The sequence below is a fragment of the Marinomonas sp. CT5 genome, assembly GCF_018336975.1.
Taxonomy (GTDB): Bacteria; Pseudomonadota; Gammaproteobacteria; order Pseudomonadales; family Marinomonadaceae; genus Marinomonas.
Genome location: NZ_CP025572.1, coordinates 1,133,622 through 1,156,192, shown reverse-complemented (window position 1 = coordinate 1,156,192; position 22,571 = coordinate 1,133,622). Strand labels below are relative to the sequence as shown.

23 protein-coding genes are annotated in these 22,571 nt (G+C 42.3%); 3 read left to right on the top strand and 20 right to left on the bottom strand.

Features of this window, described 5'->3' with window-relative positions; all coding sequences use genetic code 11:
- Positions 1-19: 19 nt before the first annotated feature.
- Complete coding sequence (gene serB, locus C0J08_RS05490) at positions 20-931, bottom strand: phosphoserine phosphatase SerB (RefSeq protein WP_212655101.1); 912 nt, start codon at positions 929-931, stop codon at positions 20-22.
- Between the two features lie 146 nt (positions 932-1,077).
- On the opposite strand from serB, the gene C0J08_RS05485 reads away from it, so the two are divergent.
- Positions 1,078-2,505, top strand: coding sequence for an AhpA/YtjB family protein (locus C0J08_RS05485; protein WP_212655100.1), 1,428 nt, complete (start codon positions 1,078-1,080; stop codon positions 2,503-2,505).
- Between the two features lie 69 nt (positions 2,506-2,574).
- Here C0J08_RS05485 and rpoS read toward each other — a convergent pair whose 3' ends face one another.
- From rpoS to C0J08_RS05420, 13 genes are all read right to left on the bottom strand, one after another.
- Positions 2,575-3,576, bottom strand: coding sequence for an RNA polymerase sigma factor RpoS (gene rpoS / locus C0J08_RS05480; protein WP_212655099.1), 1,002 nt, complete (start codon positions 3,574-3,576; stop codon positions 2,575-2,577).
- Between the two features lie 28 nt (positions 3,577-3,604).
- Positions 3,605-4,432, bottom strand: coding sequence for a peptidoglycan DD-metalloendopeptidase family protein (locus tag C0J08_RS05475; protein WP_249344522.1), 828 nt, complete (start codon positions 4,430-4,432; stop codon positions 3,605-3,607).
- Between the two features lie 59 nt (positions 4,433-4,491).
- Complete coding sequence (locus C0J08_RS05470) at positions 4,492-5,412, bottom strand: DUF368 domain-containing protein (RefSeq protein WP_212655098.1); 921 nt, start codon at positions 5,410-5,412, stop codon at positions 4,492-4,494.
- Entirely contained in the window at positions 5,405-6,070 is a 666-nt protein-coding gene (locus C0J08_RS05465; protein WP_212655097.1) for a protein-L-isoaspartate(D-aspartate) O-methyltransferase, read from the bottom strand. The genes C0J08_RS05470 and C0J08_RS05465 overlap by 8 nt, the downstream gene beginning before the upstream one ends.
- Positions 6,067-6,813, bottom strand: coding sequence for a 5'/3'-nucleotidase SurE (gene surE / locus C0J08_RS05460; protein ID WP_212655096.1), 747 nt, complete (start codon positions 6,811-6,813; stop codon positions 6,067-6,069). The genes C0J08_RS05465 and surE overlap by 4 nt, the downstream gene beginning before the upstream one ends.
- Positions 6,794-7,882: a tRNA pseudouridine(13) synthase TruD gene (gene truD / locus C0J08_RS05455; protein WP_212655095.1), complete on the bottom strand. Its 1,089-nt coding sequence runs from the start codon at positions 7,880-7,882 to the stop codon at positions 6,794-6,796. The genes surE and truD overlap by 20 nt, the downstream gene beginning before the upstream one ends.
- Positions 7,879-8,400, bottom strand: coding sequence for a 2-C-methyl-D-erythritol 2,4-cyclodiphosphate synthase (gene ispF / locus C0J08_RS05450; RefSeq protein ID WP_212655094.1), 522 nt, complete (start codon positions 8,398-8,400; stop codon positions 7,879-7,881). Before ispF ends, truD begins: the two co-directional genes overlap by 4 nt.
- A gap of 52 nt (positions 8,401-8,452) precedes the next feature.
- Positions 8,453-9,166, bottom strand: coding sequence for a 2-C-methyl-D-erythritol 4-phosphate cytidylyltransferase (gene ispD, locus C0J08_RS05445; protein WP_212655093.1), 714 nt, complete (start codon positions 9,164-9,166; stop codon positions 8,453-8,455).
- Positions 9,163-9,441 (bottom strand): septum formation initiator family protein, encoded by a 279-nt coding sequence (locus C0J08_RS05440; protein ID WP_212655092.1) that lies wholly within the window; start codon positions 9,439-9,441, stop codon positions 9,163-9,165. Before C0J08_RS05440 ends, ispD begins: the two co-directional genes overlap by 4 nt.
- Positions 9,442-9,550: 109 nt before the next feature.
- Positions 9,551-10,846: a phosphopyruvate hydratase gene (eno, locus tag C0J08_RS05435; RefSeq protein ID WP_212655091.1), complete on the bottom strand. Its 1,296-nt coding sequence runs from the start codon at positions 10,844-10,846 to the stop codon at positions 9,551-9,553.
- A 49-nt stretch (positions 10,847-10,895) separates the two neighbouring features.
- Positions 10,896-12,530 carry a CTP synthase gene (gene pyrG / locus C0J08_RS05430; RefSeq protein WP_212655090.1) on the bottom strand — a complete coding sequence of 545 codons (1,635 nt, stop codon included), beginning with the start codon at positions 12,528-12,530 and terminating at the stop codon, positions 10,896-10,898.
- Positions 12,531-12,707: 177 nt separating this feature from the next.
- Positions 12,708-13,664 carry a PDR/VanB family oxidoreductase gene (locus C0J08_RS05425; protein ID WP_212655089.1) on the bottom strand — a complete coding sequence of 319 codons (957 nt, stop codon included), beginning with the start codon at positions 13,662-13,664 and terminating at the stop codon, positions 12,708-12,710.
- A gap of 71 nt (positions 13,665-13,735) precedes the next feature.
- Positions 13,736-14,842 carry an aromatic ring-hydroxylating dioxygenase subunit alpha gene (locus C0J08_RS05420; RefSeq protein WP_212655088.1) on the bottom strand — a complete coding sequence of 369 codons (1,107 nt, stop codon included), beginning with the start codon at positions 14,840-14,842 and terminating at the stop codon, positions 13,736-13,738.
- A gap of 226 nt (positions 14,843-15,068) precedes the next feature.
- On the opposite strand from C0J08_RS05420, the gene C0J08_RS05415 reads away from it, so the two are divergent.
- The gene (locus C0J08_RS05415) at positions 15,069-15,794 is read left to right on the top strand and encodes a GntR family transcriptional regulator (RefSeq protein WP_212655087.1); all 726 of its coding nucleotides are present in this window, start codon (positions 15,069-15,071) and stop codon (positions 15,792-15,794) included.
- Between the two features lie 10 nt (positions 15,795-15,804).
- Here C0J08_RS05415 and C0J08_RS05410 read toward each other — a convergent pair whose 3' ends face one another.
- Positions 15,805-16,101, bottom strand: coding sequence for a DUF6482 family protein (locus tag C0J08_RS05410; RefSeq protein ID WP_212655086.1), 297 nt, complete (start codon positions 16,099-16,101; stop codon positions 15,805-15,807).
- A gap of 128 nt (positions 16,102-16,229) precedes the next feature.
- Here C0J08_RS05410 and C0J08_RS05405 point away from each other — a divergent pair, with 128 nt between their 5' ends.
- The gene (locus tag C0J08_RS05405; RefSeq protein ID WP_212655085.1) at positions 16,230-16,910 is read left to right on the top strand and encodes a P-loop domain-containing protein; all 681 of its coding nucleotides are present in this window, start codon (positions 16,230-16,232) and stop codon (positions 16,908-16,910) included.
- Between the two features lie 22 nt (positions 16,911-16,932).
- Here C0J08_RS05405 and C0J08_RS05400 read toward each other — a convergent pair whose 3' ends face one another.
- From C0J08_RS05400 to accA, 5 genes are all read right to left on the bottom strand, one after another.
- Positions 16,933-18,966: an FUSC family protein gene (locus tag C0J08_RS05400; RefSeq protein WP_249344636.1), complete on the bottom strand. Its 2,034-nt coding sequence runs from the start codon at positions 18,964-18,966 to the stop codon at positions 16,933-16,935.
- Positions 18,967-18,986: 20 nt separating this feature from the next.
- Entirely contained in the window at positions 18,987-19,847 is an 861-nt protein-coding gene (locus tag C0J08_RS05395; RefSeq protein WP_212655083.1) for an efflux RND transporter periplasmic adaptor subunit, read from the bottom strand.
- Positions 19,848-19,851: 4 nt separating this feature from the next.
- Positions 19,852-20,058 carry a DUF1656 domain-containing protein gene (locus C0J08_RS05390; protein WP_249344520.1) on the bottom strand — a complete coding sequence of 69 codons (207 nt, stop codon included), beginning with the start codon at positions 20,056-20,058 and terminating at the stop codon, positions 19,852-19,854.
- Positions 20,059-20,191: 133 nt separating this feature from the next.
- On the bottom strand, positions 20,192-21,511 hold the full coding sequence (gene tilS, locus C0J08_RS05385; RefSeq protein ID WP_212655082.1) for a tRNA lysidine(34) synthetase TilS: 1,320 nt from the start codon (positions 21,509-21,511) through the stop codon (positions 20,192-20,194).
- 81 nt (positions 21,512-21,592) lie between these two features.
- Positions 21,593-22,540 carry an acetyl-CoA carboxylase carboxyl transferase subunit alpha gene (accA, locus tag C0J08_RS05380; RefSeq protein ID WP_212655081.1) on the bottom strand — a complete coding sequence of 316 codons (948 nt, stop codon included), beginning with the start codon at positions 22,538-22,540 and terminating at the stop codon, positions 21,593-21,595.
- Positions 22,541-22,571: the final 31 nt, after the last annotated feature.

The following is a 22,571-nucleotide window of genomic DNA, read 5'->3' as shown; positions in this document are numbered from 1 at the left end:
CATTCACTACAACAACCAACTAATCTGTCAATTCACGAATCTCTTCAGATGTCATTCCGAGCAAATACAAAATACCATCCAGACCCAAGTTGTTCATTGGGCATGGAGCCTGCTCTCTAACCAAAGGCTTAGCATGCAAGGCCACGCCTAAAGCAGCTCGGTTCAACATCAACAGATCATTAGCACCGTCCCCACAAGCGATCGTTTGTTGCCAATCTATATTTTGTGTAGCGACTATCTCAGTTAATAATAACTTTTTACGTTCGCCGTCAACGATTGCACCTAAGTGTTTGCCCGTAAGCTGGTTATCGATAATTTCCAGCACATTAGCATGTACCTCAGTCATACCATATTCAGCTTGAACACGATCTGCAAAATAAGTAAAGCCGCCAGATAAAATGGCGGTATGCCAACCATAATGATGTAACACCTTCATCAAGGTTGAAATGCCATCCATGTGTTGAATTCTTTTGTACACACCATCCATGACTTCACTGCTCAAACCTTTTAGTAAAGCAAGACGCTGGACAAAACTTTCCACAAAATCAATTTCACCACGCATGGCACTGGCCGTCACAGCCGAGATTTGCTCACCAATACCGGCCTCCACAGCAAGTTCATCCATTACTTCAGCTTTGATCAGAGTGGAGTCCATATCGAATACAGCAACACCTGGCGTTTTAATATCTAACATGGATGACTGATAAATATGGTCGATACCTGTCTCATTAGATAAAGCCAAAAGCTCGGCACGAACAGAAGAATCTTCTATAGCGCTTGTGCTTAATACAAGCTGCACAACAGAAAAGCTATCTTCAGCGTCTGTCAGCAAACGAATTGATCCTTGCAAATCGCGTGCATCCAACCAAGCGTTAAATTTATTAAGATATTCAGGGTTCACAGAACCAATAAGAGTAATACTGGCAGACATAACGGCTCCTAATTCAATAAGGCGCTTACTATAGCAAATCGTTTTCTTTTCGCTAAGCACCTGTTCTACTTTAAAGAATTCAGAAAATGGCCGTTATGATGTGTATACTTTAGTCATTGTCATTTGAGTTACCCCAAAGGAAGTTAATGGACACCCAACCAAAAACTAAGGCAATTACTGCTTTCGTGCATAAAAAACTCAGTGCATCTGTTGTCACTGTAGCGACGTTCATTTCGCTTATGATCCTAACCGTCTGTATTTTTTGGTACACCATGACTCAGGCGCTGGGAAACTATTTGTCTCAACAAACAGAGGTTCTAGGGAGCAGCTTAGCTACCCAAGCGGCTTTTAATGCCACGCAATCTATCTTAACCAATGATTTATTAAGTCTTAATGTTCTACTTAATCGCTTAGTTGTAGATGAAAATATCTTGAGTGCTCGAGTTTATAACAAAAAAGACGAACTACTTGCTGAAGCTGACAGTGGTAATTCAGGAACGGCATCTGAACAAGATTTTCGCCCAAATGATCAACAAAGGGTATATAGCTCAAGTATAAAATTCAGAGATGAAATCGTCGGTCATGTATTAATAACTCTAGACAAAACCCCTGCTCAAGCAACATTACAACACTTAAACCACCTTCTTATTGGTGTGGCTATTTTTACTTGTACCATTGCCTTACTACTGATTGTCCTAATCACCAAATGGTTGTTCTCCCCCATTAACGAAGCTTCTTCAGCACTTATGGCCTACACAAAAGGCAGAAAGCTCACACTACCTTCCACACCGAGATACAAAGAAGCAAGAGAGCTAGTACAAGCCGTTACTGAGATACAGGCTATTAAGCCACCAGCAGAAGCTATTCAAAAAATTGCAAAGCAAGAAGAAGCTACCGACGAACCTCAGAAACCACAGTTTGAAATAAATTTCGATGCAATATTTGAGGAGTCAAGACAGCGTAGCTGCATTCTCTATTTTGACATACTTAATTTAGAAGAATGGCATGAAGGAATGACACCACTGCAAGTCGCAAACTTATTAACCCCCTTATATCGAGCCATATTCCAAGCCAGCGATATTTATTTGGGTCAAGTTCATCAGTACAAGAACGATTCAGTTATTGTTCTTTTTAGCGCACAAACCTGTGAAGATAATCTTTATATTAATGCAGTCAGTACCGCACAACTCTTTTTAGGGCTCGTAGAGAACTTATTGGAAAACGAACTTTATGCGGATATCCCTAAACTAAACTTCCATTTAGGGTTACATCAAGGCAACACGCAAATTTCGAATATGGTAAAAGAAAATCGCTTCGAGCCAGATAAAATCGAAAGCATTTTGAGCGATATTCACCAACTTAGTCAGTCAGAAAGCATTAATAAGCTGGTTATTAGTGATGACATCTTCACTTTATCTCATATACAAAACCGTGTTTTTACTGGCCTTCCCGAAATAATAGAAGAGAATGGCAAAGAAATTTTAGCCTACGAAGTAAAAGGCATGTCAGACAAATACAAAAAACAAATCAAACAACATATTATTGATATTGTCAGTCCAACAGAGACTATATGAATACCTAAAAATTAAAAAGCAGGCATAAAAAAACCCGTCGCCGGGTCTTTTATGCCTGCTTTCTACTGTTTATTCATCAAACCGAATAACATCTTCAAGCAATAGTCCTTCTTTATCCATGATCAAACGTAGTTTACGCAGCGCTTCAACTTGAATCTGACGCACACGCTCCCTTGTTAGACCTATTTCAGCGCCAACATGTTCTAATGTGCTCGCTTCATGCCCTCTTAAGCCAAAACGCCGTGTAATGACTTCACATTGCTTCTCAGTTAACTCATCAAGCCAATGTTCGATACTATTTAATATATCACCATCCTGACGATCGGCTTCTGGCCCTTGATGCAAAGTGTCTGCCAGTATCTCAACCAAGCCTTTATCATTACTTTCCCCACCAAAGGTTGTATCGATTGAACTCACTTTTTCATTAAGAGCGAGCATTTTCTGTACATCTTCAACAGGACAATCGAGCATATCCGCGATTTCTTCAGGACTTGGCTCATGATCCAATTTTTGGGTTAACTCTCGAGCCGCTCTCAAATAGACATTTAATTCTTTCACCACATGAATTGGCAGACGAATAGTCCGAGTCTGATTCATTATGGCGCGCTCAATTGTTTGTCGAATCCACCATGTCGCATAAGTCGAAAAACGAAAGCCCCTTTCAGGATCAAATTTTTCAACAGCTCGAATTAACCCAAGATTGCCTTCTTCAATGAGGTCTAGAAGTGATAGACCACGATTTAAGTAACGCCGAGAGATTTTTACAACCAAACGCAAATTACTTTCAATCATACGCTTACGTGCGTTCTCATCACCTTTGAGAGCTAAACGGGAGAAGTAAACTTCTTCTTCCGCCGATAATAGTGGTGAAAAGCCAATCTCACTCAAATACAGCTGAGTAACATCGAGATTACGACTTGAGTCTGCATCCGCATAACGCGCACTGACCGCAGACTCAAACTCTTCATCAACTAATTCTTCACCCTCATCAAAGGCTTCGATTGCCTCAAAATCAAAATCTGCTGTTCCATTTAACTTAGCTGCTTCTTTATCCATATTTGCAAACTTCATGTCCCCTCCTTAAAACGCTAATTTTTGCCTAATTTATTTTGGGTAAAACATCTAAAGGATCAATTGGCTGGCCATCACGGCGCACCTCAAAATGCAACAATGGTCTATCATCCCCTTTTCCACCGACAACCGCCAGTGAATCACCAGCCCGAACATTTTGTTTCTCTTTTACAAGAATTCTTTCGTTGTAAGCATAAGCACTTAAATAAACATCATTATGCTTCACAATTACCAAATTACCGTAACCGATCAGACCACTACCAGCGTAAACAACGGTTCCATCTGCAGCGGCTTTTACCAATGCTCCTTGTTTAGCTTTGATGTCTATACCTTTACTACTAACACCAGCATTTGAAAACCCCCTAATTACTCGTCCATCAATGGGCCAAGACCATCCACTGGTAATTTTGTCATTCTTAACATCGACTTTAGATGAATTATTAGGAGACTCAACGGAAACAACAGGGGACGATTTTCTTGAAGATTTGGTTGTTTTTTGAGGAGCGGAAGACACCGTTTTTTTCGACCTTGACGCCACATTTGATGTCGCTTTACCTGCACCATCAAGACGAATTTTTTGCTTAGGATAAATAATATATGGCGCATCAATATGGTTTAGTTTAGCCAATTCTCGATAATCTAAACCATACCGAAAAGCAATAGAGAAAAGGGTTTCACCGCGACTAACACGGTGAATCCCTGAAGAAGGTATTGAGGAAACGCTCGCATTATTTGAGGCGTAAGTTCGGTCACTTTTTGCCGAATAATGCAACACTTCGTAAGAACACCCAGTTAATAAAAAGCATAAAAAAACAAGCCGACTAATTAAATAAATCGACATTGGAAAATTATACATTTTACTGAGTCCAAGGAAGATAATTCTTTACCTCAATATTCGATATAAATAGATTATTACTATTTGTCTGAATTTCGTAAAAATATGTTAGAAATAAGAATCACACTCATAAAGCCGACAAAAACAAACACTAATGGCAGCAATAAATCCAATGGCCAATAAAAATCATTCAGGTTCCAAGGTAAAATAAGATGCTCTTCCAAAGGAAGCTTTTTGTGCCCAATGACACTCCAAGTGTCTGTAACCTTCCAAGGCCAAACTTTTACTAAGGCTCCAAGCATAACACCTGTGAGAAATGACAAAGTCATGGACCTAACATGATTAAGCAAATAATTAAGAATTTTAGAAAAACTTAGCAAACCAATCAAAGCACCAGCAGCAAACACAATAATTACAGCAAAATCCAAACTTTTAATGGCTGACAAAACAAATCCATACATACCGAGCATAAGCAATAAGAAGCTGCCAGAAATACCAGGTAATATCATTGCACAAATTGCGATCATCCCAGAAAAGAAAACCATGGTATAGGAAGTATTTAATTGAGTTGGAACAAGCAAGGACAAACTTGCACCAAGAGCTATACCAAACAGCAAACCAACAAAGTGACGAAAAGAAAATCCTGCAATCTGATTAATCAAAAAGTAAGCAGAAGCCAGAATTAATCCAAAAAAGAAGCTCCAAAGATAACTAGGATAGGTCGCTAACAAATGGGTAATCAGACCGGCTAATAAAAAAATACTACTAAGAATACCGGCACCTAATGCCAACAAAAAAGCACCATCAAAATGACGCCACAAAGCTTTAATATCCCCTTTGAATAACATAGTAATACTGGTTTTATTAACACCACTCAAAGAGTGAATAAGACGATCATAAACCCCTAAAATAAAAGCGATGGTTCCACCAGAAACGCCAGGTATAACATCAGCCGCACCCATTAATACACCACTTAAATACACTCTCAGCCACTTAGGCATGAACCATTCCTTCTAATAAGGGTACAAAATACGCAGACTCTGTACCTAAACATTTCCACCTATCCCCTTCTTTTCGCCAACAACCTATATGTGGGGTTGGAAGATCAATAGGCATAATTAAAACACCTTGTTGTTTCAAACAATCCGTTAAAGCTAACGGAATCCTGCTAGCCATTGCGGTAATAATAACAGCATCCATCTCAACTTTATTAGGCCATCCACTCTGTCCATCGCCAAATAGATACTCTACGTTATTAATCCCCATGGCCGATAAGCGCTGCTTAGCCTGAAAGTATAGAAATTGCTGACGCTCAACCGTATGCACTTTATTAAAAAAGTGCGACAAAATACGAGTCTGATAACCCGAACCAGTGCCAATTTCCAACACCCGGCCAAGACGAGAATACAACAAAAGCCATTCAGTCATTCTCGCCACAGTCAGTGGCTGACTAATGGTTTGATTACGGCCTATAGGAAGTGACGTAGCAGAATAGGCCAAATGCGAAAACGCAGGCTCAACAAACTCATGGCGCGGAATCGTCCCCATCAGGGCCAATAACTCTTCATGGGCAATCCCATGCTCTCTAAGTTGATCAACCATCTTAGAGGCTTTGGGTTCAGTGTGGGAGACTAACCAATTGAGATTATGTAGGCTCATAGCATTACAGTGTCGGTCCATTTTTCAAGAGGAGATTTTGCTTCATAACACGTCATGTCCGTATGGATTGGCGTGATAGAAACATAACCATTCTTTACTGCATGAAAATCAGTTCCTTCTGATATATCGTGAGGCTCAGACAAAGCACCAATCCAGAAACTTGGCAATCCTCTTGGATGCTGAGCTGAAATAGGCGCCTGCGCCTTATGTCGATATCCCAAGCGTGTCACTTGTATTCCTTTTAACTCGCTATATGGTACATCAGGCACATTGACGTTCAACAAAATACCACTCGGCAATGCTAGAGTATGAGAGTCCTTTAGAAGCTGCATAATCACTTTTGCAGCCGTCTCAAAGTGCTTGTCTCCAACCAAAGAAACAGCCAACGCAGGACGCCCTAAATGACGAGCTTCCATCGCCGCTGCGACCGTTCCAGAATAAATCACGTCATCGCCTAAATTTGCACCATGATTAATCCCAGAAACGACCAAATCCACATCGCCATCAATCACCCCAGACAACGCCAAGTTGACACAATCTGTCGGTGTTCCATCGACCCGATATTGCCCTTCCACAACCCGAATCGGTTGGACTGGGCGAGAAAGCGTTAAAGAATTACTCGCTCCACTGCGATTCCGATCTGGGGCAACAACTAAAATGGTGTATTCACGCTCTAAATGGCTGGCTAATGTCTGTATACCAACCGCATCTAGTCCATCATCATTAGCGATCAATATTCTCATGATACTTCTCTACTGACTTATCCGTATAATCAATCATTTCACGCAATAAGCTGGTCGCAAAACATCCTTTTGGTAGAGAAAATTCTACGATCAACTGTGCACAATCTTTTTCCCTTAGCAATTCCCACGCCATATTCATTGGCACTAAACGCGCAAGACGACTGTCTCTTGAAAGACCAAATGAAAACAGCGCCTCAATCAATTCACCATGCTCTGATAAAGACTGCTTCATCACTTTTTCACGCTGAGGCCCCGTCCCCGCTTCCCAACCTTCACTAATCATAGGTAATACAGGGCTAACGGTGCCGCGTAGGACACTTAAGTACATAAGGGCATCCACTTCTTTCACACGAAATTGCTCATCCTTATGCTGAAACTGGGCAATATCACCATCACACAATCGCATCCACATACCATTTTCAACCTGATCACTTAACGCTTCATTGAAGCACCAAGAACGAATCGCAGATAACCAAAAGGATTCTGTCTTTGATAATTTACGACGGCTTTGCCGCCCTTGCAGGACAAACTCCTTGCCGTTGTGCAAATTATTACCGTTTATCCCAAAGCGCTGTGGGCCATAATAATTAGGCACTCCCGCTTGTTTTATCAGATTCAAACGCCCTTCTAACTCATCTAAGTCACCATTAATTTCACGTAGCCGAATCACAAAACGATTCGCTAAATGCGCACCGGTACGAAGCTTTTTCGAATGTCGTAATTGCGCTACCACGCGAACACTTTCAGGCGCTCTGAATGCTTCCTGAATCGTCGATAAGTCAGGCTCTTGGTTTAGCACATGCAAACAGAACCACTGGCGCGTACAAGCATGGCGATCTTTTACACCGCTGTAGGTTACTTTGTTTGGCGCAATACCAGCCAGCTGAGCCAAGCGCTTGGCAAGAAAATCGGTATTTACCCCTTCCTTCTCGATAAACACAAAACAAAACTCGCCCTTGCCATCCGGCTCGAAACCTAGTTGCTCTTCAACATAAAAATCCTGCACATGGGTTTTCAAGTCCCCCTTCACAGTTGGCTTAGACCAAGCATATCGCCATTCGGTATTCATACATTACCTTGATTAAGAAAAGTCTGATTCAAAAGCGCTTGATTAAAAATAAGCGCAACGGCCTCTACCGCAATCCCCTCTTTTCGCCCTGTAAAGCCAAGCTTTTCTGTCGTTGTTGCTTTCACATTAACCGTACTGATATCTATTCCTAAGTCTTCAGCAATATTGGCACGCATCGCATCAATGTGTGGGCGCATTTTCGGCGCTTCAGCCATAATAGTGACATCCACATTGCCAACATAAAAACCAAGAGCTTGTATCTCTTGGTAGGCACGCTTGAGTAATATTCGGCTATCAGCATTCGCAAAAGCAGCATCGGTATCAGGAAAATGTTTTCCAATGTCTCCCAAAGCAGCCGCACCTAATAAAGCATCTGTTAAAGCGTGCAAGGCCACATCACCATCTGAATGAGCAATAAGCCCCTGAGAATAAGGGATGGACACACCGCCAATGACAATCTGCTCACCCTCACCAAATTTATGAACATCAAAACCATGGCCAATACGAAACGGCATCATGATATTTTCTCCTGTGCTATGAATTGCACTTATTGTTTCAACTTGAATAACATCAATTCGAAAGGTCAGAACCTGAAAGATAAGAAAATAGCGCTTCAGCGATTAATAAATCTTCCGGTAAAGTTATTTTGATATTGCTGCTTTCCCCCACAACAAGATCCGGGTGCCAACCTACAAATTCCATTGCAGAGCATTCATCTGTCACTGTAACGCCGTCCTCTTGCGCTTTTTCTAAAGCATCTAACAAAGCCTTTGCGGGAAACTTTTGTGGCGTCTGTGCCAACCAGATCGCATTACGATCAAGAGTCGCATCGACGACTGGCTGATCTGCCACCTGAAGCTTCACTGTATCTTTGGCAGGCATAGCCAAAAGCGCACCTTGCTCAGAACTATGATTAATAATTCGGTTAAGTGCTTTTTGACTCAATAAGGGTCGAGCCGCATCATGAACTAAGACATCACCTTGCTGCTCAGTTAATGTTTCTAACAAATATTCCAAACCTTTCTGAACCGTATCACTGCGTTCTTCACCTCCCACAAAGCGATGAACGGATGGGTGCTCATACCACTTTGAGTCTGACCAATAACCATCACTCTCACCTAGGCCAACCAGCACACCGGCAACTAACGGATGAGACAGAAAAATAGCGATAGTACGATCAAGAATGGTTTGCCCAGCAAGAGGGAGATATTGTTTTGGGCAATTCGCTTGCATACGCTGACCAACACCGGCAGCAGGGATGATAACCCACATAGGATTCATCATTTTTTATTCACCATACGATAAAACACTTCACCATCTTTTATATATTGAAGTTCACTACGCACGTGCTCTTCTACCGCCTCTTCACCTTGGCGAAGATCATGAACTTGAGCTCTAAGTGCCTGATTTCTTTGTTTAAGACGTAAGTTAATGCGCTCTTGATAGGCAATCTGCTTTGCTAGCTCTTCTTGACGCTTGATGCCCTGCTCACCAAAATATAAATGATACGATTGATAGCCCACGGCACAGACGAACAAGAAAATTAACAAACGTGCCATATAACACCCTCAGCATCTTAAAAAAACATTCCTTATTATCGAAGGAATTGGAGCAAAAAAAAATAAAAAAAGGGAGAACCAAGTTCTCCCTTTATGAAATCAGACGGTATTACGCCTGACCTTTGATCTCAGAAAGGCCTTTGTAAGGCGCTTTACCACCTAGTTGCTCTTCAATGCGTAGCAATTGGTTGTACTTAGCAACGCGGTCAGAGCGGCATAGAGAACCGGTCTTAATTTGACCTGCTGCCGTACCCACAGCAAGATCGGCAATTGTCGCATCTTCCGTTTCACCAGAACGATGAGAAATAACCGCAGTGTAACCTGCTGCTTTCGCCATCTTGATGGCTTCTAATGTCTCAGTCAAAGAGCCAATTTGGTTAAATTTGATCAAGATAGAGTTTGCGATACCTTCATCAATACCACGTTTCAAAATCTTCGTATTTGTAACGAAAAGATCGTCACCCACCAACTGAATTTTGTCACCAAGGATCTTGGTTTGGTAGGCAAAACCTTCCCAGTCAGATTCGTCCTGGCCGTCTTCGATAGAAACAATTGGGTACTCATTACAAAGCTCGGCTAAGTAGTCAGAGAATTCTTCTGACGTGAAGACTTTACCTTCACCTTTCATGTTGTACTTGCCATCTTCATAGAATTCAGAGGATGCACAGTCCATCGCCAGTGTAATATCTTTACCTAGCTCGTAACCAGCAGCGGCAATCGCCTCTTTAATAACCGCTAGCGCTTCAGCATTAGAAGCAAGGTCTGGTGCAAAACCACCTTCATCACCTACCGCTGTGTTTAAACCACGAGCGCTTAGAACTTTCTTAAGTGCATGGAAGATTTCAGCACCGTAACGCAAAGCTTCACGAAAGTTTGGCGCACCAACGGGTTGAATCATGAACTCTTGAATATCAACGTTGTTGTCTGCGTGCTCACCACCATTGATGATGTTCATCATAGGCACAGGCATAGAATAAACGCCTGGCGTACCATTGATATCGGCAATGTGGGCATAAAGTGGTACTTTTTTGGAGATTGCCGCCGCTTTCGCAGCAGCCAAAGAAACCGCCAAAATAGCGTTAGCGCCAAAAGTAGATTTATTTTCTGTGCCATCTAGATCAATCATAATGTGATCTAATTCAGCTTGAGCAAGGGCATCTTTGCCGATCAAAGCATCACGGATTGGACCGTTAACCGCAGCAACCGCTTTCAAAACGCCTTTGCCAAGATAACGACTTTTGTCTCCATCACGTAATTCTAAAGCTTCACGAGAACCGGTAGAGGCACCAGACGGTGCACACGCTGAACCTACAGAGCCATCCGCTAAAATCACATCAGCTTCAACAGTAGGATTACCACGAGAATCTAAAACTTCTCTGGCTTTGATATCAACGATTTGACTCATAACAAACCTCTTTAAATAGATGAAAAATCACAAACTGCCTGTTTGCTCTTTATTTTTCTTTTCCTGCGTATTTTAGTGCCGCATGTACAAAGGCACTGAACAGGCCGTGTCCATATCTAGGGGTAGAAGTGAATTCTGGATGGAATTGACAAGCCACAAACCAAGGATGATCGGCAATCTCTACCATTTCAACCAAAGAGTTGTCTTCTGAACGACCAGAGATCGTTAAGCCCGCTTTTTCCAATGCATCAACATAAAAGTTGTTCACTTCATAACGATGGCGATGACGCTCTTTAATCACAGTTTCTCCATAAGCTTCAAAGGCTTTTGTACCTTCAGTAAGATTACAGTTCTGCGCGCCAAGACGCATAGTGCCACCTAGATCGGATTCCTCTGACCGGATTTCTTTGGAACCCTCTGCATTAGTCCATTCTGTGATCAGACCAACAACTGGGTTCTCTGCTTTTAGATTAAACTCGGTACTGTGCGCACCGGCTAAATTTGCCACATTGCGAGCAAATTCGATTACCGCTACCTGCATACCCAAACAAATACCGAGATAAGGTACTTTGTTTTCACGAGCATACTGAGCCGTTAAAATTTTACCTTCTACACCACGCTCACCGAAGCCACCAGGAACAAGAATCGCATCCATTCCTTTTAATACTTCAGTACCATTTTCCTCAATGTTTTCAGAGTCAATGTAATGCAACTTCACTTTAGTACGAGCGTGAATACCAGCGTGATCCATGGCTTCGATTAACGATTTGTACGCATCCAACAACTCCATGTATTTACCAACCATGGCGATATTGATCTGCTTTTCTGGATTCAATTTAGCTTGTGTAACTTTGTTCCAGATATCCAAATCTGGCATATTACAGTCAAGATTGAAGTATTCAACAATCAAACTATCTAGACCTTGATCGTTCAACATCTGAGGAATACGGTAGATAGTATCAGCATCAGGAAGAGAAATAACGGCACGCTCTTCTACACTAGTAAACAAGGCAATTTTCTTACGCTCTGGCGCCTCAATAGACACTTCAGAACGACAAATCAGAATATCGGGTTGAATACCGATAGAACGAAGTTCTTTTACAGAGTGCTGTGTTGGCTTAGTTTTGGTTTCACCAGCAGTACGGATGTAAGGCACTAAAGTTAGATGCATGAACAAAGCACGACGAGAACCGAGTTCAACTTTAAGCTGACGAACGGCTTCTAGGAAAGGTTGTGATTCAATATCACCAACGGTACCGCCGATCTCAACCAAAGCGACATCAGCCCCTTCGGCACCAGAAATAACACGACGTTTGATTTCATCAGTAATATGAGGAATAACTTGAACGGTTCCACCAAGGTATTCACCACGACGCTCTTTTTTAAGAACATGTTGATAAACACGACCACTGGTGAAGTTATTACGCTTACCCATTTTAGTGGAGATAAAACGTTCATAGTGACCTAAATCTAGGTCAGTTTCGGCTCCGTCTTCAGTAACATAGACTTCACCGTGCTGGAAAGGACTCATGGTGCCTGGATCCACGTTGATGTATGGATCTAGCTTTAACATGGTGACTTTTAGACCGCGAGATTCAAGGATAGCGGCTAATGATGCTGCTGCCAAACCTTTACCAAGAGATGATACTACACCGCCTGTAACGAAAATGTATCGTGTCGCCATGAGTGTTTAACCCGCCTTACAAATATAAAAAAATGAGATTTGAAAGCACACAAAAATGTACCTTCAGGACGGGGGGAAATAATACCATCGGAAGGCATTTCACTCAATGTAAAACACAGTTGTTTTCCATTGAGTGAAAGAGAAGTATTAAGAAAGGCGAAGTATTCTAAGAAGAGTCTATAAGTCTAGCTCAAGAACAGGCGTCTTAGACCGAGAACAACAAGGCATTACCAGTTTTCCTTGCGCATGCTCTTTATTGGTTAAAAAGACATCTCGGTGATCTGGCACACCGCCGATGACGCCAGTTTGGCAAGTACCACATACACCTGATTCACAAGAGACAGCAACAAAAACCCCATTATTGTCCAAAACTTCAACAATACTTTGGTCTGACTCAACATCAAACACCTCTCCGGTACTGTGAATCATTACTTTGAATGCCGTATTCTCACTCACATTTTCATCGGTTGCGGGTGCCGCAAAAAACTCTCGATGCAATCTGTCTTCTGGCCACCCTAGCATTTTCGCTTGTAGTAACACGTAATCAATAAAAGACGCTGGGCCGCAAATATATAATTCAGCATTACTTGAATGAGGAGTCAAAACATTCACCACATCCATTTGACTAGATCCTGCTACCTCGCTGTAGTGGAAATGCATTTTATCGGCAAAAGAAGCGTTTTTTAATGCGGATGAAAAAGCGGCTGTCTCTGGAGATCGGGCGCAATAATGAAACTCAAAGGATAAGCCTTTTTTCTGCAACTCTTGAGCCATTGGTAAGATAGGGGTCACACCGATACCGCCCGCTATTAATACACTATGGCGTTGCGTATCCACCAATGGAAAATGGTTTTTAGGCTCACTAATCAACAAAGAGTCACCAATCTTCAAGCGATGCACCTCTGCGGAGCCACCTCTTGATTGCGGATCTTTTAATACGGCAATTTCATAATACTGCCCTTCAGCTTGCATGCGACACAATGAATATTGTCGAATCAAACCACTAGGCAAATGAATATCAATATGTGCTCCAGCCTCAAAGCTCGGCAAATCTGTACCATCCTCAGATCCTAATACCAACCGAACAACACCCAACGCTTCGGTTACCACGTTTCTTACTACTACCGGAATCATCAAATACTCCTAACTTCTTATTTTTATATGACAAGAGAGCATCTAAAACACTCCCCTGCCATTATTGTCAATTAAAATGAGGCTGTTTGAAGCGGTGCATTTGACTGAGATGATGACGTCTTAGCTTGCTCTTTTGCAGACTGTTCTTTCGCAATAATTCGATTAATCACTCGCCTTGACTGAACACCACCAGCATCGATATCTAACTTGAGCAAGTCAAAGTCAGGGAAAGCTAATAAGTTTTCCTGTTGACGCTCCAATACTTCTAAATCTTCAGCAAAAATAGTACCTTGTCCCTCACGAATCGTATCCGTTAATGCTTGATCCTCTGGCTTGAAATTACGAGCCATTCCCCAGAAATACCACATAGTTGTTTCTGTTTCAGGTGTAATAAAGTCGACTACTGTACTACTGGCTTTTTTATCAGCTGGAGCCTCAAAACCGCCATTACCAGCATGAGCCACACCAACATCAATCATTACATGCGAAGGTGGGCTAAAGCGACAAATCTGCCAACGATCCACCGGCACCTCATCCGCTAAGCCATTTCCTCTCAGTGCAGCTTTCCAAAAAGGTGGCGCCATAATATTTTCCATAAAGCGACTAGTGATCACCTTGTCACCATCTACTTTGGTATCTACAGGTGACTCATCAATTTCTTTCTGGCCTATACTGCTGGCATGAACATAGGTTTCATGAGTCAGATCCATTAGATTGTCAATCATTAAGCGATAATCGCAATTGATGTGATACAAACCACCACCATAGGCCCATTCAGGATTTTCAGCCCATTCCAAGTGAGGGATTAATTCTTTATCAGCTTGCGATTGATCACCAGGCCAAACCCAAATAAAACCATAACGCTCTTCAACAGCATAAGATTTCATACAAGGAAAACCTTTAACGCGCTGCAAAGGCATTTCTTTGGTTTTACCATCAGCGCCCATTTTTAGGCCATGGTAACCACAAACTAAAAGACCGTCTTCGACATAACCTAATGACAAGGCCGCCCCACGATGTGGACAAAAATCCAACACCGCAGCGATTTCATTATCATGAGAACGATAAAAAGCAATGCTTTCACCACAAATTTTACGACCAAGAGGTTTGCTGCCCGCCACCTCTTCAGACATCGCTGCGACATACCACATATTTTTAGGGAAGGTTTGCTGACTCATTAGAATTCTCCTGCTTTTATTTTTATTTATTGGATCCAATATAGACAAAATAAATCAAAAAACAATATGGTTATGCATTAATTGGATCCATCTAATCTATAATGAATAATAGAAACAGACTTAAATAACTGATAAATAAAAGCTTATTCATTGGATCCAATAATTACCTTTCCACTGAAATTTACGCTATGATCATTTTCTATATAAAGACATTGAGGTAAGAACAATGAGTAAACCTGGACAACAAGTAATTAGTCGATTAAGACAAATGATTTTGTCCGGTGAACTGGAGTCAGGGCAACGCCTTGCTGAAATACCTACAGCAGAACAACTTGGCGTTTCTCGCACTCCCGTACGCATTGCCTTTCGGACCCTAGAGCAAGAAGGTTTACTAACAAAACTATCCGGCCGTGGCTATATCGTCCGCCAAGTCACTCAGGCGGAGATAAGCGGCTCTATTGAAGTACGAGGAGTGTTGGAAGGACTGGCGGCAAGACAAGCCGCTGAAAATACACTATCAAGCGCTCAATCTAATGAATTACTCAGGCTATTAAAACAAGGTGATGAGCTATTTGCCAAAGGCAGTATCGACGAGCAAGACCTTGCTATATACCATGATATGAATCAGCGTTTCCATCAGATCATCATAGAAGCCAGCCTGAACCCAGCCATAGGTGAAGCCTTAAGCCGAAACGAACATCTCCCTTTTGCCTCCGTTAGCGCCCTAGCCTTTGATCGCAATAACTTAATCCAAGAGTACAGACGCTTCAACTTTGCCCATATGCAACATCATGCCGTATTTGATGCCATTAGCCATGGCCAAGGGAGCCGAGCAGAAGCCATTATGCGAGAACATGCTAATGCTACAAATGGCTATGCTAAAACCTTTTCTCAAATGGAAAAGAATGGCGAAAAGGTACATATTTTAAAAAACACAAGTCTCGAAAGTTAAGCTAAATATGCTAGGACATCTCCGTATTGCCAAGCGGCACTTCTAAGGAATTATTCATACCAACAGGCTGACCGACCATTTCGTCATAAGCACTTTGGTGACACAGCACCATGGCGCCGACCGTCTTATCCTTAAACAAAGCCTGCAAATCCAATTTATTATGACTTGTTAAAAAGCGACCATGCTCAGTCAGTACATAGTCTTCTCTGTCTCCAATTACCACAGATAATTGATACAAATTAGATTCCAGAGAATGCAGCTTTACTTTATCGACATGGGAGATTTTTTTAAGTTCTTTTAATAACATGACGCAACTCCTTCTTAGGGTTTCATTTGATACGTGCCCCAAGTAGCTTGCAGTTCACTTAAAAATGTAAATTCCTATCATTACTTCATGCTAGAGTACGATGAGAAACAATAACAACAGGACACACCATGACCTCCCTTGATATTAATCGTAGCTATGAGCAATCTGCAGATGTAAGAGCCGCACTAGAAAAGATCCAAGCCTACGCGACAAAATCACATCGAACTCTTATTGGATTAACCGGTGGTCCTGGTTCAGGCAAAAGCACTCTTGCGGACTACTTGATTGACTATTTTTCAAAGCAAAAAAACACGTCAGTGATTTGCCTTTCGATGGATGGATTTCATCTCTCTAAAGCTCAACTTCGTGCTTTACCAAACGATGATGAAGCGTTTGCAAGACGCGGCGCCCCTTGGACATTTGATAGCCTAGGTTTTATTGAGCGAGTGAAGAAAATTAAACAAGGCTATCGACAAGAGGATATTTTCTGGCCAAGTTTTGACCATGCGCTAGGCGATCCTATTGAAGACGATTTATCGATAACCAAAGATACTAAGGTCATACTGATTGAAGGGCTGTATTTGCTACATCAGCAAGATGGCTGGCATGAAGCCAGAAGACTGTTTGATGAACATTGGTTTTTAGACATTCCTGTTGAAATCGCCATTGAACGATTAGCAAAGCGCCATATGCAGGCATGGAATTTCAGTCATCAACAAGCGATGGACAGAATTAATCAAAGCGATGGTCTAAACGCAAGATTGGTGGCCACTTACAAAGAGCAAGCCGATTGGCTAATAAGAGTCTAGATCAACACCTAGACTCTTAAGGCTAGCGCTGGGCAGCAATGGCCTCGGCACTTCTTTCAAACGACATATTGAGACGAATAAACATCCCTTGGATAGCTTCAAGCTGATTAGAGTCGCCAACCTGTTTATAAAGCTCGTCATATAAAGCGTTACTGGCACTTGTAAACCCCTCATCACACTTCCCTTTACTGGCTAGCAAGAAAGCATTCGCTAAAGCACGCTGCCAGTTATCCAAAACTGACAATTGTTTGCCCGCTAAATTCTCACAGATTGACCGTAGGCGAATCGAAACATGCCCAAGGTTTAATGCCGTCAATGCTAAGTCGGTAACGGCACGTGATTTCGACCCTTGATCGTAGTTAGTTAGGCGCAATAGTCGATCCGCCATACGGCGGTTGTACCAAGCTGTCGGACTAGCGTGCTTGCTAATTTCCAATAAATCTTGGTAGGTTGTTTTGAAAATACGATGTACCAACAGCTGCACACTTGGACCGGTAATCAAATGGAACACCCAAAATAAAATACACACACCGGTAAAAATGGCCATGGCAGAACTAACGGTATAATCAATTGAAAAAGCGCGTGTCATATCCCGACTCGGACTTACTAAAATAGAGAACGGAATACAGAACCCCAGTCCATAGGGCAAAGTCTGACGATCAGCAAGCAGCAGCAACCCAATAAAATATGGACCCGCTAGAATTAGCAATAAAAGCTCTAACTGCCCTGAACTTTGAGACAATAAATTCAGAGCAAAAAAAGCAGCGACGACTACGGCCACAATCACCCCAAGCAAAAGCCTCTTTAAGACGACTTTTAAAATCATCAAAGGCAGCCGTGCTAACATGATGGAAAAAATGACCGGCAAAATCATAATCATCAAGGCAGCTGTTGAACCTGTCCCCACCCAAATACAAGCACCAATCAAAAACACCACACTGGTTCGTAAACCAACAACAAAACCCGCTAATGGGTCTCGGTAGGTCAACATACTTGGCGCATTAAGTAACGTACTGTCCCGCTTTTCTAGTGCTCGAAAAGCCCGCAACAACACCGTCAACTCAGCTGTGATTTCTGCACCTACATTTAGCATGTGCAATTCAAATGGCGACTCTGGCTCGTTATTTGCTCGATACTCAGCAAGGTCTCGACGCAATATTTTTACCTGCTCTAGGCAATACTCAAAATCACTGGATTCGGCAATCCGACCAAATGCCTCACGCAACTTATCTAATAATTGTGACAATGTCGGAGTTATCAGCTCCGCATGGCGACGTTGTAAACGGCCAAAGATTTGAACCAAAGCAAGCAAAGACAATACTTTTTGAGCCAACTGATTCGCTGCTCGCGTTCGCCCAGGTCCTTTGGGGCCTTCATAGCTGGCGGCACTAGAGTCTTCGCTCACCATACCTAACGTTGCCATAATGCCATCAATTTGCTTATGGCGATTTTCATGAGTTCCCGTTCGATCTAACTCGGTAACAAGATACTGCAACGTTTGATTAATCACCGATCTGGCCTGCATTTGCAGACTGTCTTTTACTTTAACTGGCCAGAACATATGACTCACCACACCAGCGCAGATAGAACCAATGACGATCTCGCTCACACGAGCTTGAGCAATATTGAAAACCGCCTGACTATCAGCCGTAGTGGGGCTCGCCATAACCATCAAGACAATGATTTCAGAAGTGACTGCCGCCATGGCGAAGGCGTACACAAAATTCGCTTGTCGCACCATAGCCGACAGTGCAGAGTTAAGCCCCAACCATAAAGTCAAAACACCTAAGGCCACATAGGGATAGGACATGAATTGAGTCAACAGAAAAATACCAAACAAGCCGCCGATGATGGTGCCAACTATCTGGCAAATAGCCTTTTCAACCACCAACCCACTTTCGGGGCGCATTTGTAAAAAAACAGCCGACACTAACGCCCAATAAGGGCGGTCTAAGTTCAAAGAAAGAGCAATCGTTAGCGCCATAGCCATAGCAATGACGCCTTTAAGGGCAAAAATAACCGCCTGTTTTTCGGGTAAAAACAGGTTACGAAGCACGATCCCCAAAACGATTCTCCCTACTGCTGAGTAAGATGAATAGTGGCCGTCATCCCAGCACTAAGTTGTCTTTCAGCATTTGACGAATCTAGCTTAATATCCACAGGAATTCGCTGTGACAAACGTACCCAGTTGAACGTTTGTTGAACCTGTGGCAAAAGCTGACCATTACCCTGTGTATTGCTATTGGCAATGGCTTTACCAATACTGACCACTTCACCAGTAAGTGGCTTGCCACCACTTAACAAAGTAATTTTAGCTTCTTGGTTTAAGTGGACGAGTGGAATTTTAGTTTCTTCAAAGTACGCCGTGACGTAAAAAGAGTCAGACTGCACAATGGCAAAAACGGGCGAGCCTTGCCCAACATAATTTCCCTGACGTAAATTTAAATTAATAATATGCCCTGATACTGGGGCATAGACTTCAGTGCGATCTAAGTTAAGCTGAGCCGTCTCCTCCTTAGCAACAGCCAAATCATAATTAGCCTTAGCTATTTCAGTGCTAATACGTGACGCCTCTAAATCTTCAGCGCTGATGGCTTTTTGACTTAATAATGCAGTCCGGCGTTCGTATTTATGTTTTGCCAGCTGCCATGAATGCAAAGCATTTTCTGTATTTGCCTTGCTTTGATTAAGGGCTGCTTGATAACGTTTTTGATCAACCTTGAATAATAGGTCGCCTTTTTTTACGGCCTGATCATTAGTAATATTTAAATCAGTCACCCATCCAGACACGTCAGGCGCCACAGTAACAATGTCTGCACGAATACGCCCATCGCGAGTCCATGGCGAATGCATATAATCATTCCATACCCATCGTCCTGCAAAAACCGCCGCCAAAACAACCAAAACTGTCAAAAGAATACGTAGATATTTTGCCATTGATTTATCTTCCACCTAATAAATATACGGTTAATGCCAAGTAACAAACAAATAACGACACCTCAAACCAGGCGACTCGCCAGATACGGTCATGCCACTCCAAACGGTGAAGTACAAAACGTGTTAAAGCAGCCAACAAAAAAGCAATCGGAAAATAAACGACTAAGGGGCTAAACTCTAAGCCGCCAAAAACAACCACATTAAGCATCATTACAACCCTATCGTTAAATGTTAGGCAATAGTTTAAATACTAAAAGAGACAACATAATTAAGAATAGAATTTTATCTCTATAAAACAAACTAAATGTGCAGCTAACAGATAAATAAAAACATAATAATAACAATTAGCTACATTCAGCTTTTGGCAATGGCAAAGCAAAATTAAGCTGCCATTTTATAGTAAGATGGGGATAATTAGGATGCAGCCAAAGATCACCAATAGCAATTAACGTATTTCCACAATATATATATGGCAGGTGATCACGCCACCAGCTTGGAATCGCTTCATCATTAAGCCATTTTTTCAATTTACGCGTTTTGCCATTAGGCATGACTAAACTCTCCCCCAATGGACGAGACTTCAACTCACAAGTTTCGATGCCATGTACACTTAGACTGTCAAAAGGCCGTTGTAATACTTCGCCTGACACTAAAGAAGCCAGTTTGACAGGTTCATCCAGCGGAAGAAGATAAACAACATTATGATGTCGCATAATTCGACCATGAGAAAATTCGAAGGCAGGCTGCTTATCGTCGGCTCCAGAAAACATCATTTCAACACTTTCTAACTGCGATTGCGTTAATGACACTCCGCTCGCCTGTAAAAAGTGCCGCCACCAAAAAAGGCGTTCATCAAATGGCTTATCTACAATATAGGATAAATCCAAGCCGCCAAACTCATTACACCAACTCTCTAACTGTTGCTGTGCAAATTTTGACAACATAGCGTAATCCGTTGCAATGCGTTGCGCACCGGACACAATATTATGTTCCATCTTAGGAAAGCGCTTTTTCAAAATCGGTAACACGCTTCGTCTAAGAAAATTGCGCGTAAAGCGCTCGTCCATATTAGATTCGTCTTGAACCCATTCCAAATTATGCAGCTCAGCGTAATCTTTAATATTTTGCTTTGAAACAGTCAAAAAAGGACGGATCAAACGTGCCTTCCCTTCCCCCAACCGTCTTTCATAAGGAATTCCGGACAACCCCTTCCCACCGGTCCCCCGCAATAGCCTAAACAATACGGTTTCCACTTGATCTCCCGCATGATGAGCCAGCAAAATCACATCATGATCACCCATTATTGCCTGAAAGGCTTTATAACGAGCATTACGAGCAGCATCTTCAAGGGAAGCTTGGGCTTCTAACTGAACATGTTCGGCTTCGAAATGGACCCCCAGACTGGCACAAACTGCCTCACAATGTCTTAACCAGTTATCGGCGTTAACACTTAGACCATGATGAACATGAAAGGCGACTATTTTTTGCTTTTGCTCTAACGATACCTGATCAACCAAAGCATGCAGCAATACATGAGAGTCGACTCCACCACTGAAGCCAATCCACACTTTGCCCGCTCTAGAAAAGACAGCCTCTATCCACTCAGAGTTAAAGCGAAGAGGAGACAAAGAAATAAGAGGAGTAAATACTGAAGGTTTCGTCATGGCGTGTTAGATCTAAATACCTTAAGCGCAAGAAACAAAAAAGCCCCCTAAATATAGGAGGCTTCTTGAGAAAACAAAAGCTTATAAACCGTAAGACATCAAACGGTTGTAGCGACGAGCCAACAACTCTTCGGTCGTTAATGCTTCCATACGATCCAATGCCGCAAGAACATTGTTCTTCAAGCTCTGCGCCATTTCTTCATGTGAAATGTGCGCACCGCCTAGAGGCTCAGGGATAATAGTATCAACAAAGCCAAGCTCTTGTAGTCGCTGAGCCGTGATTCCCATTGCTTTAGCCGCATCAGAAGCGCGATCTGCACTCTTCCAAAGAATAGATGCACAGCCTTCAGGAGAAATGACAGAATAAGTACCGTATTGCAACATCATTAGCTCATCACAAACACCGATAGCCAACGCGCCACCAGAACCACCTTCACCAATTACAGTAGAAATGATCGGCGTTTTTAGACGAGACATCACCGCCAAATTAAAAGCAATCGCTTCACTTTGACCACGCTCTTCTGCACCAATACCAGGGTATGCCCCAGGTGTGTCGATGAGAGTAACAATAGGCATATTAAAACGCTCTGCTGTTTCCATAAGACGTAATGCCTTACGGTAACCTTCAGGACGAGGCATACCAAAGTTACGAAGCACTTTTTCTTTTACTTCGCGACCTTTTTGATGCCCAATAACCATCACTGGGCGACCATCTAAGCGTGCGATACCACCAACAATAGCACGGTCATCAGCGTAATGACGATCACCATGCATTTCTTCAAAATCGGTAAAGACATGCTTAATATAATCAAGAGTGTATGGGCGCTTTGGGTGACGCGCTAATTGAGAAACTTCCCATGCCCCTAAATTACTGAATAAACTCTTAGTTAATGCTGTCTTTTTATCTTCAAGGCGACTAATTTCATCGCTGATGTTGAGTTCATTATCGTTACCGACTAAACGTAACTCTTCAATTTTCTGTTCGAGCTCAGCAATCGGCTGCTCAAAAGGGAGATAATCTAAATTCATGGTTTAATTACACTATTGTTTGGTTGCATCA

Coding starts and splice junctions, on each gene's coding strand:
- C0J08_RS05390 (WP_249344520.1), bottom strand. CDS start 20,058: ATGATGCTTAATGTGGTTGTTTTTGGCGGCTTAGAGTTTAGCCCCTTA.
- C0J08_RS05485 (WP_212655100.1), top strand. CDS start 1,078: ATGGACACCCAACCAAAAACTAAGGCAATTACTGCTTTCGTGCATAAA.
- C0J08_RS05475 (WP_249344522.1), bottom strand. CDS start 4,432: ATGTATAATTTTCCAATGTCGATTTATTTAATTAGTCGGCTTGTTTTT.
- C0J08_RS05440 (WP_212655092.1), bottom strand. CDS start 9,441: ATGGCACGTTTGTTAATTTTCTTGTTCGTCTGTGCCGTGGGCTATCAA.
- truD (WP_212655095.1), bottom strand. CDS start 7,882: ATGAATACCGAATGGCGATATGCTTGGTCTAAGCCAACTGTGAAGGGG.
- C0J08_RS05420 (WP_212655088.1), bottom strand. CDS start 14,842: ATGAGTCAGCAAACCTTCCCTAAAAATATGTGGTATGTCGCAGCGATG.
- ispD (WP_212655093.1), bottom strand. CDS start 9,166: ATGATGAATCCTATGTGGGTTATCATCCCTGCTGCCGGTGTTGGTCAG.
- ispF (WP_212655094.1), bottom strand. CDS start 8,400: ATGATGCCGTTTCGTATTGGCCATGGTTTTGATGTTCATAAATTTGGT.
- C0J08_RS05415 (WP_212655087.1), top strand. CDS start 15,069: ATGAGTAAACCTGGACAACAAGTAATTAGTCGATTAAGACAAATGATT.
- C0J08_RS05425 (WP_212655089.1), bottom strand. CDS start 13,664: ATGATTCCGGTAGTAGTAAGAAACGTGGTAACCGAAGCGTTGGGTGTT.
- C0J08_RS05395 (WP_212655083.1), bottom strand. CDS start 19,847: ATGGCAAAATATCTACGTATTCTTTTGACAGTTTTGGTTGTTTTGGCG.
- C0J08_RS05465 (WP_212655097.1), bottom strand. CDS start 6,070: ATGAGCCTACATAATCTCAATTGGTTAGTCTCCCACACTGAACCCAAA.
- eno (WP_212655091.1), bottom strand. CDS start 10,846: ATGAGTCAAATCGTTGATATCAAAGCCAGAGAAGTTTTAGATTCTCGT.
- serB (WP_212655101.1), bottom strand. CDS start 931: ATGTCTGCCAGTATTACTCTTATTGGTTCTGTGAACCCTGAATATCTT.
- C0J08_RS05410 (WP_212655086.1), bottom strand. CDS start 16,101: ATGTTATTAAAAGAACTTAAAAAAATCTCCCATGTCGATAAAGTAAAG.
- pyrG (WP_212655090.1), bottom strand. CDS start 12,530: ATGGCGACACGATACATTTTCGTTACAGGCGGTGTAGTATCATCTCTT.
- C0J08_RS05470 (WP_212655098.1), bottom strand. CDS start 5,412: ATGCCTAAGTGGCTGAGAGTGTATTTAAGTGGTGTATTAATGGGTGCG.
- C0J08_RS05405 (WP_212655085.1), top strand. CDS start 16,230: ATGACCTCCCTTGATATTAATCGTAGCTATGAGCAATCTGCAGATGTA.
- surE (WP_212655096.1), bottom strand. CDS start 6,813: ATGAGAATATTGATCGCTAATGATGATGGACTAGATGCGGTTGGTATA.
- rpoS (WP_212655099.1), bottom strand. CDS start 3,576: ATGAAGTTTGCAAATATGGATAAAGAAGCAGCTAAGTTAAATGGAACA.
- accA (WP_212655081.1), bottom strand. CDS start 22,540: ATGAATTTAGATTATCTCCCTTTTGAGCAGCCGATTGCTGAGCTCGAA.
- tilS (WP_212655082.1), bottom strand. CDS start 21,511: ATGACGAAACCTTCAGTATTTACTCCTCTTATTTCTTTGTCTCCTCTT.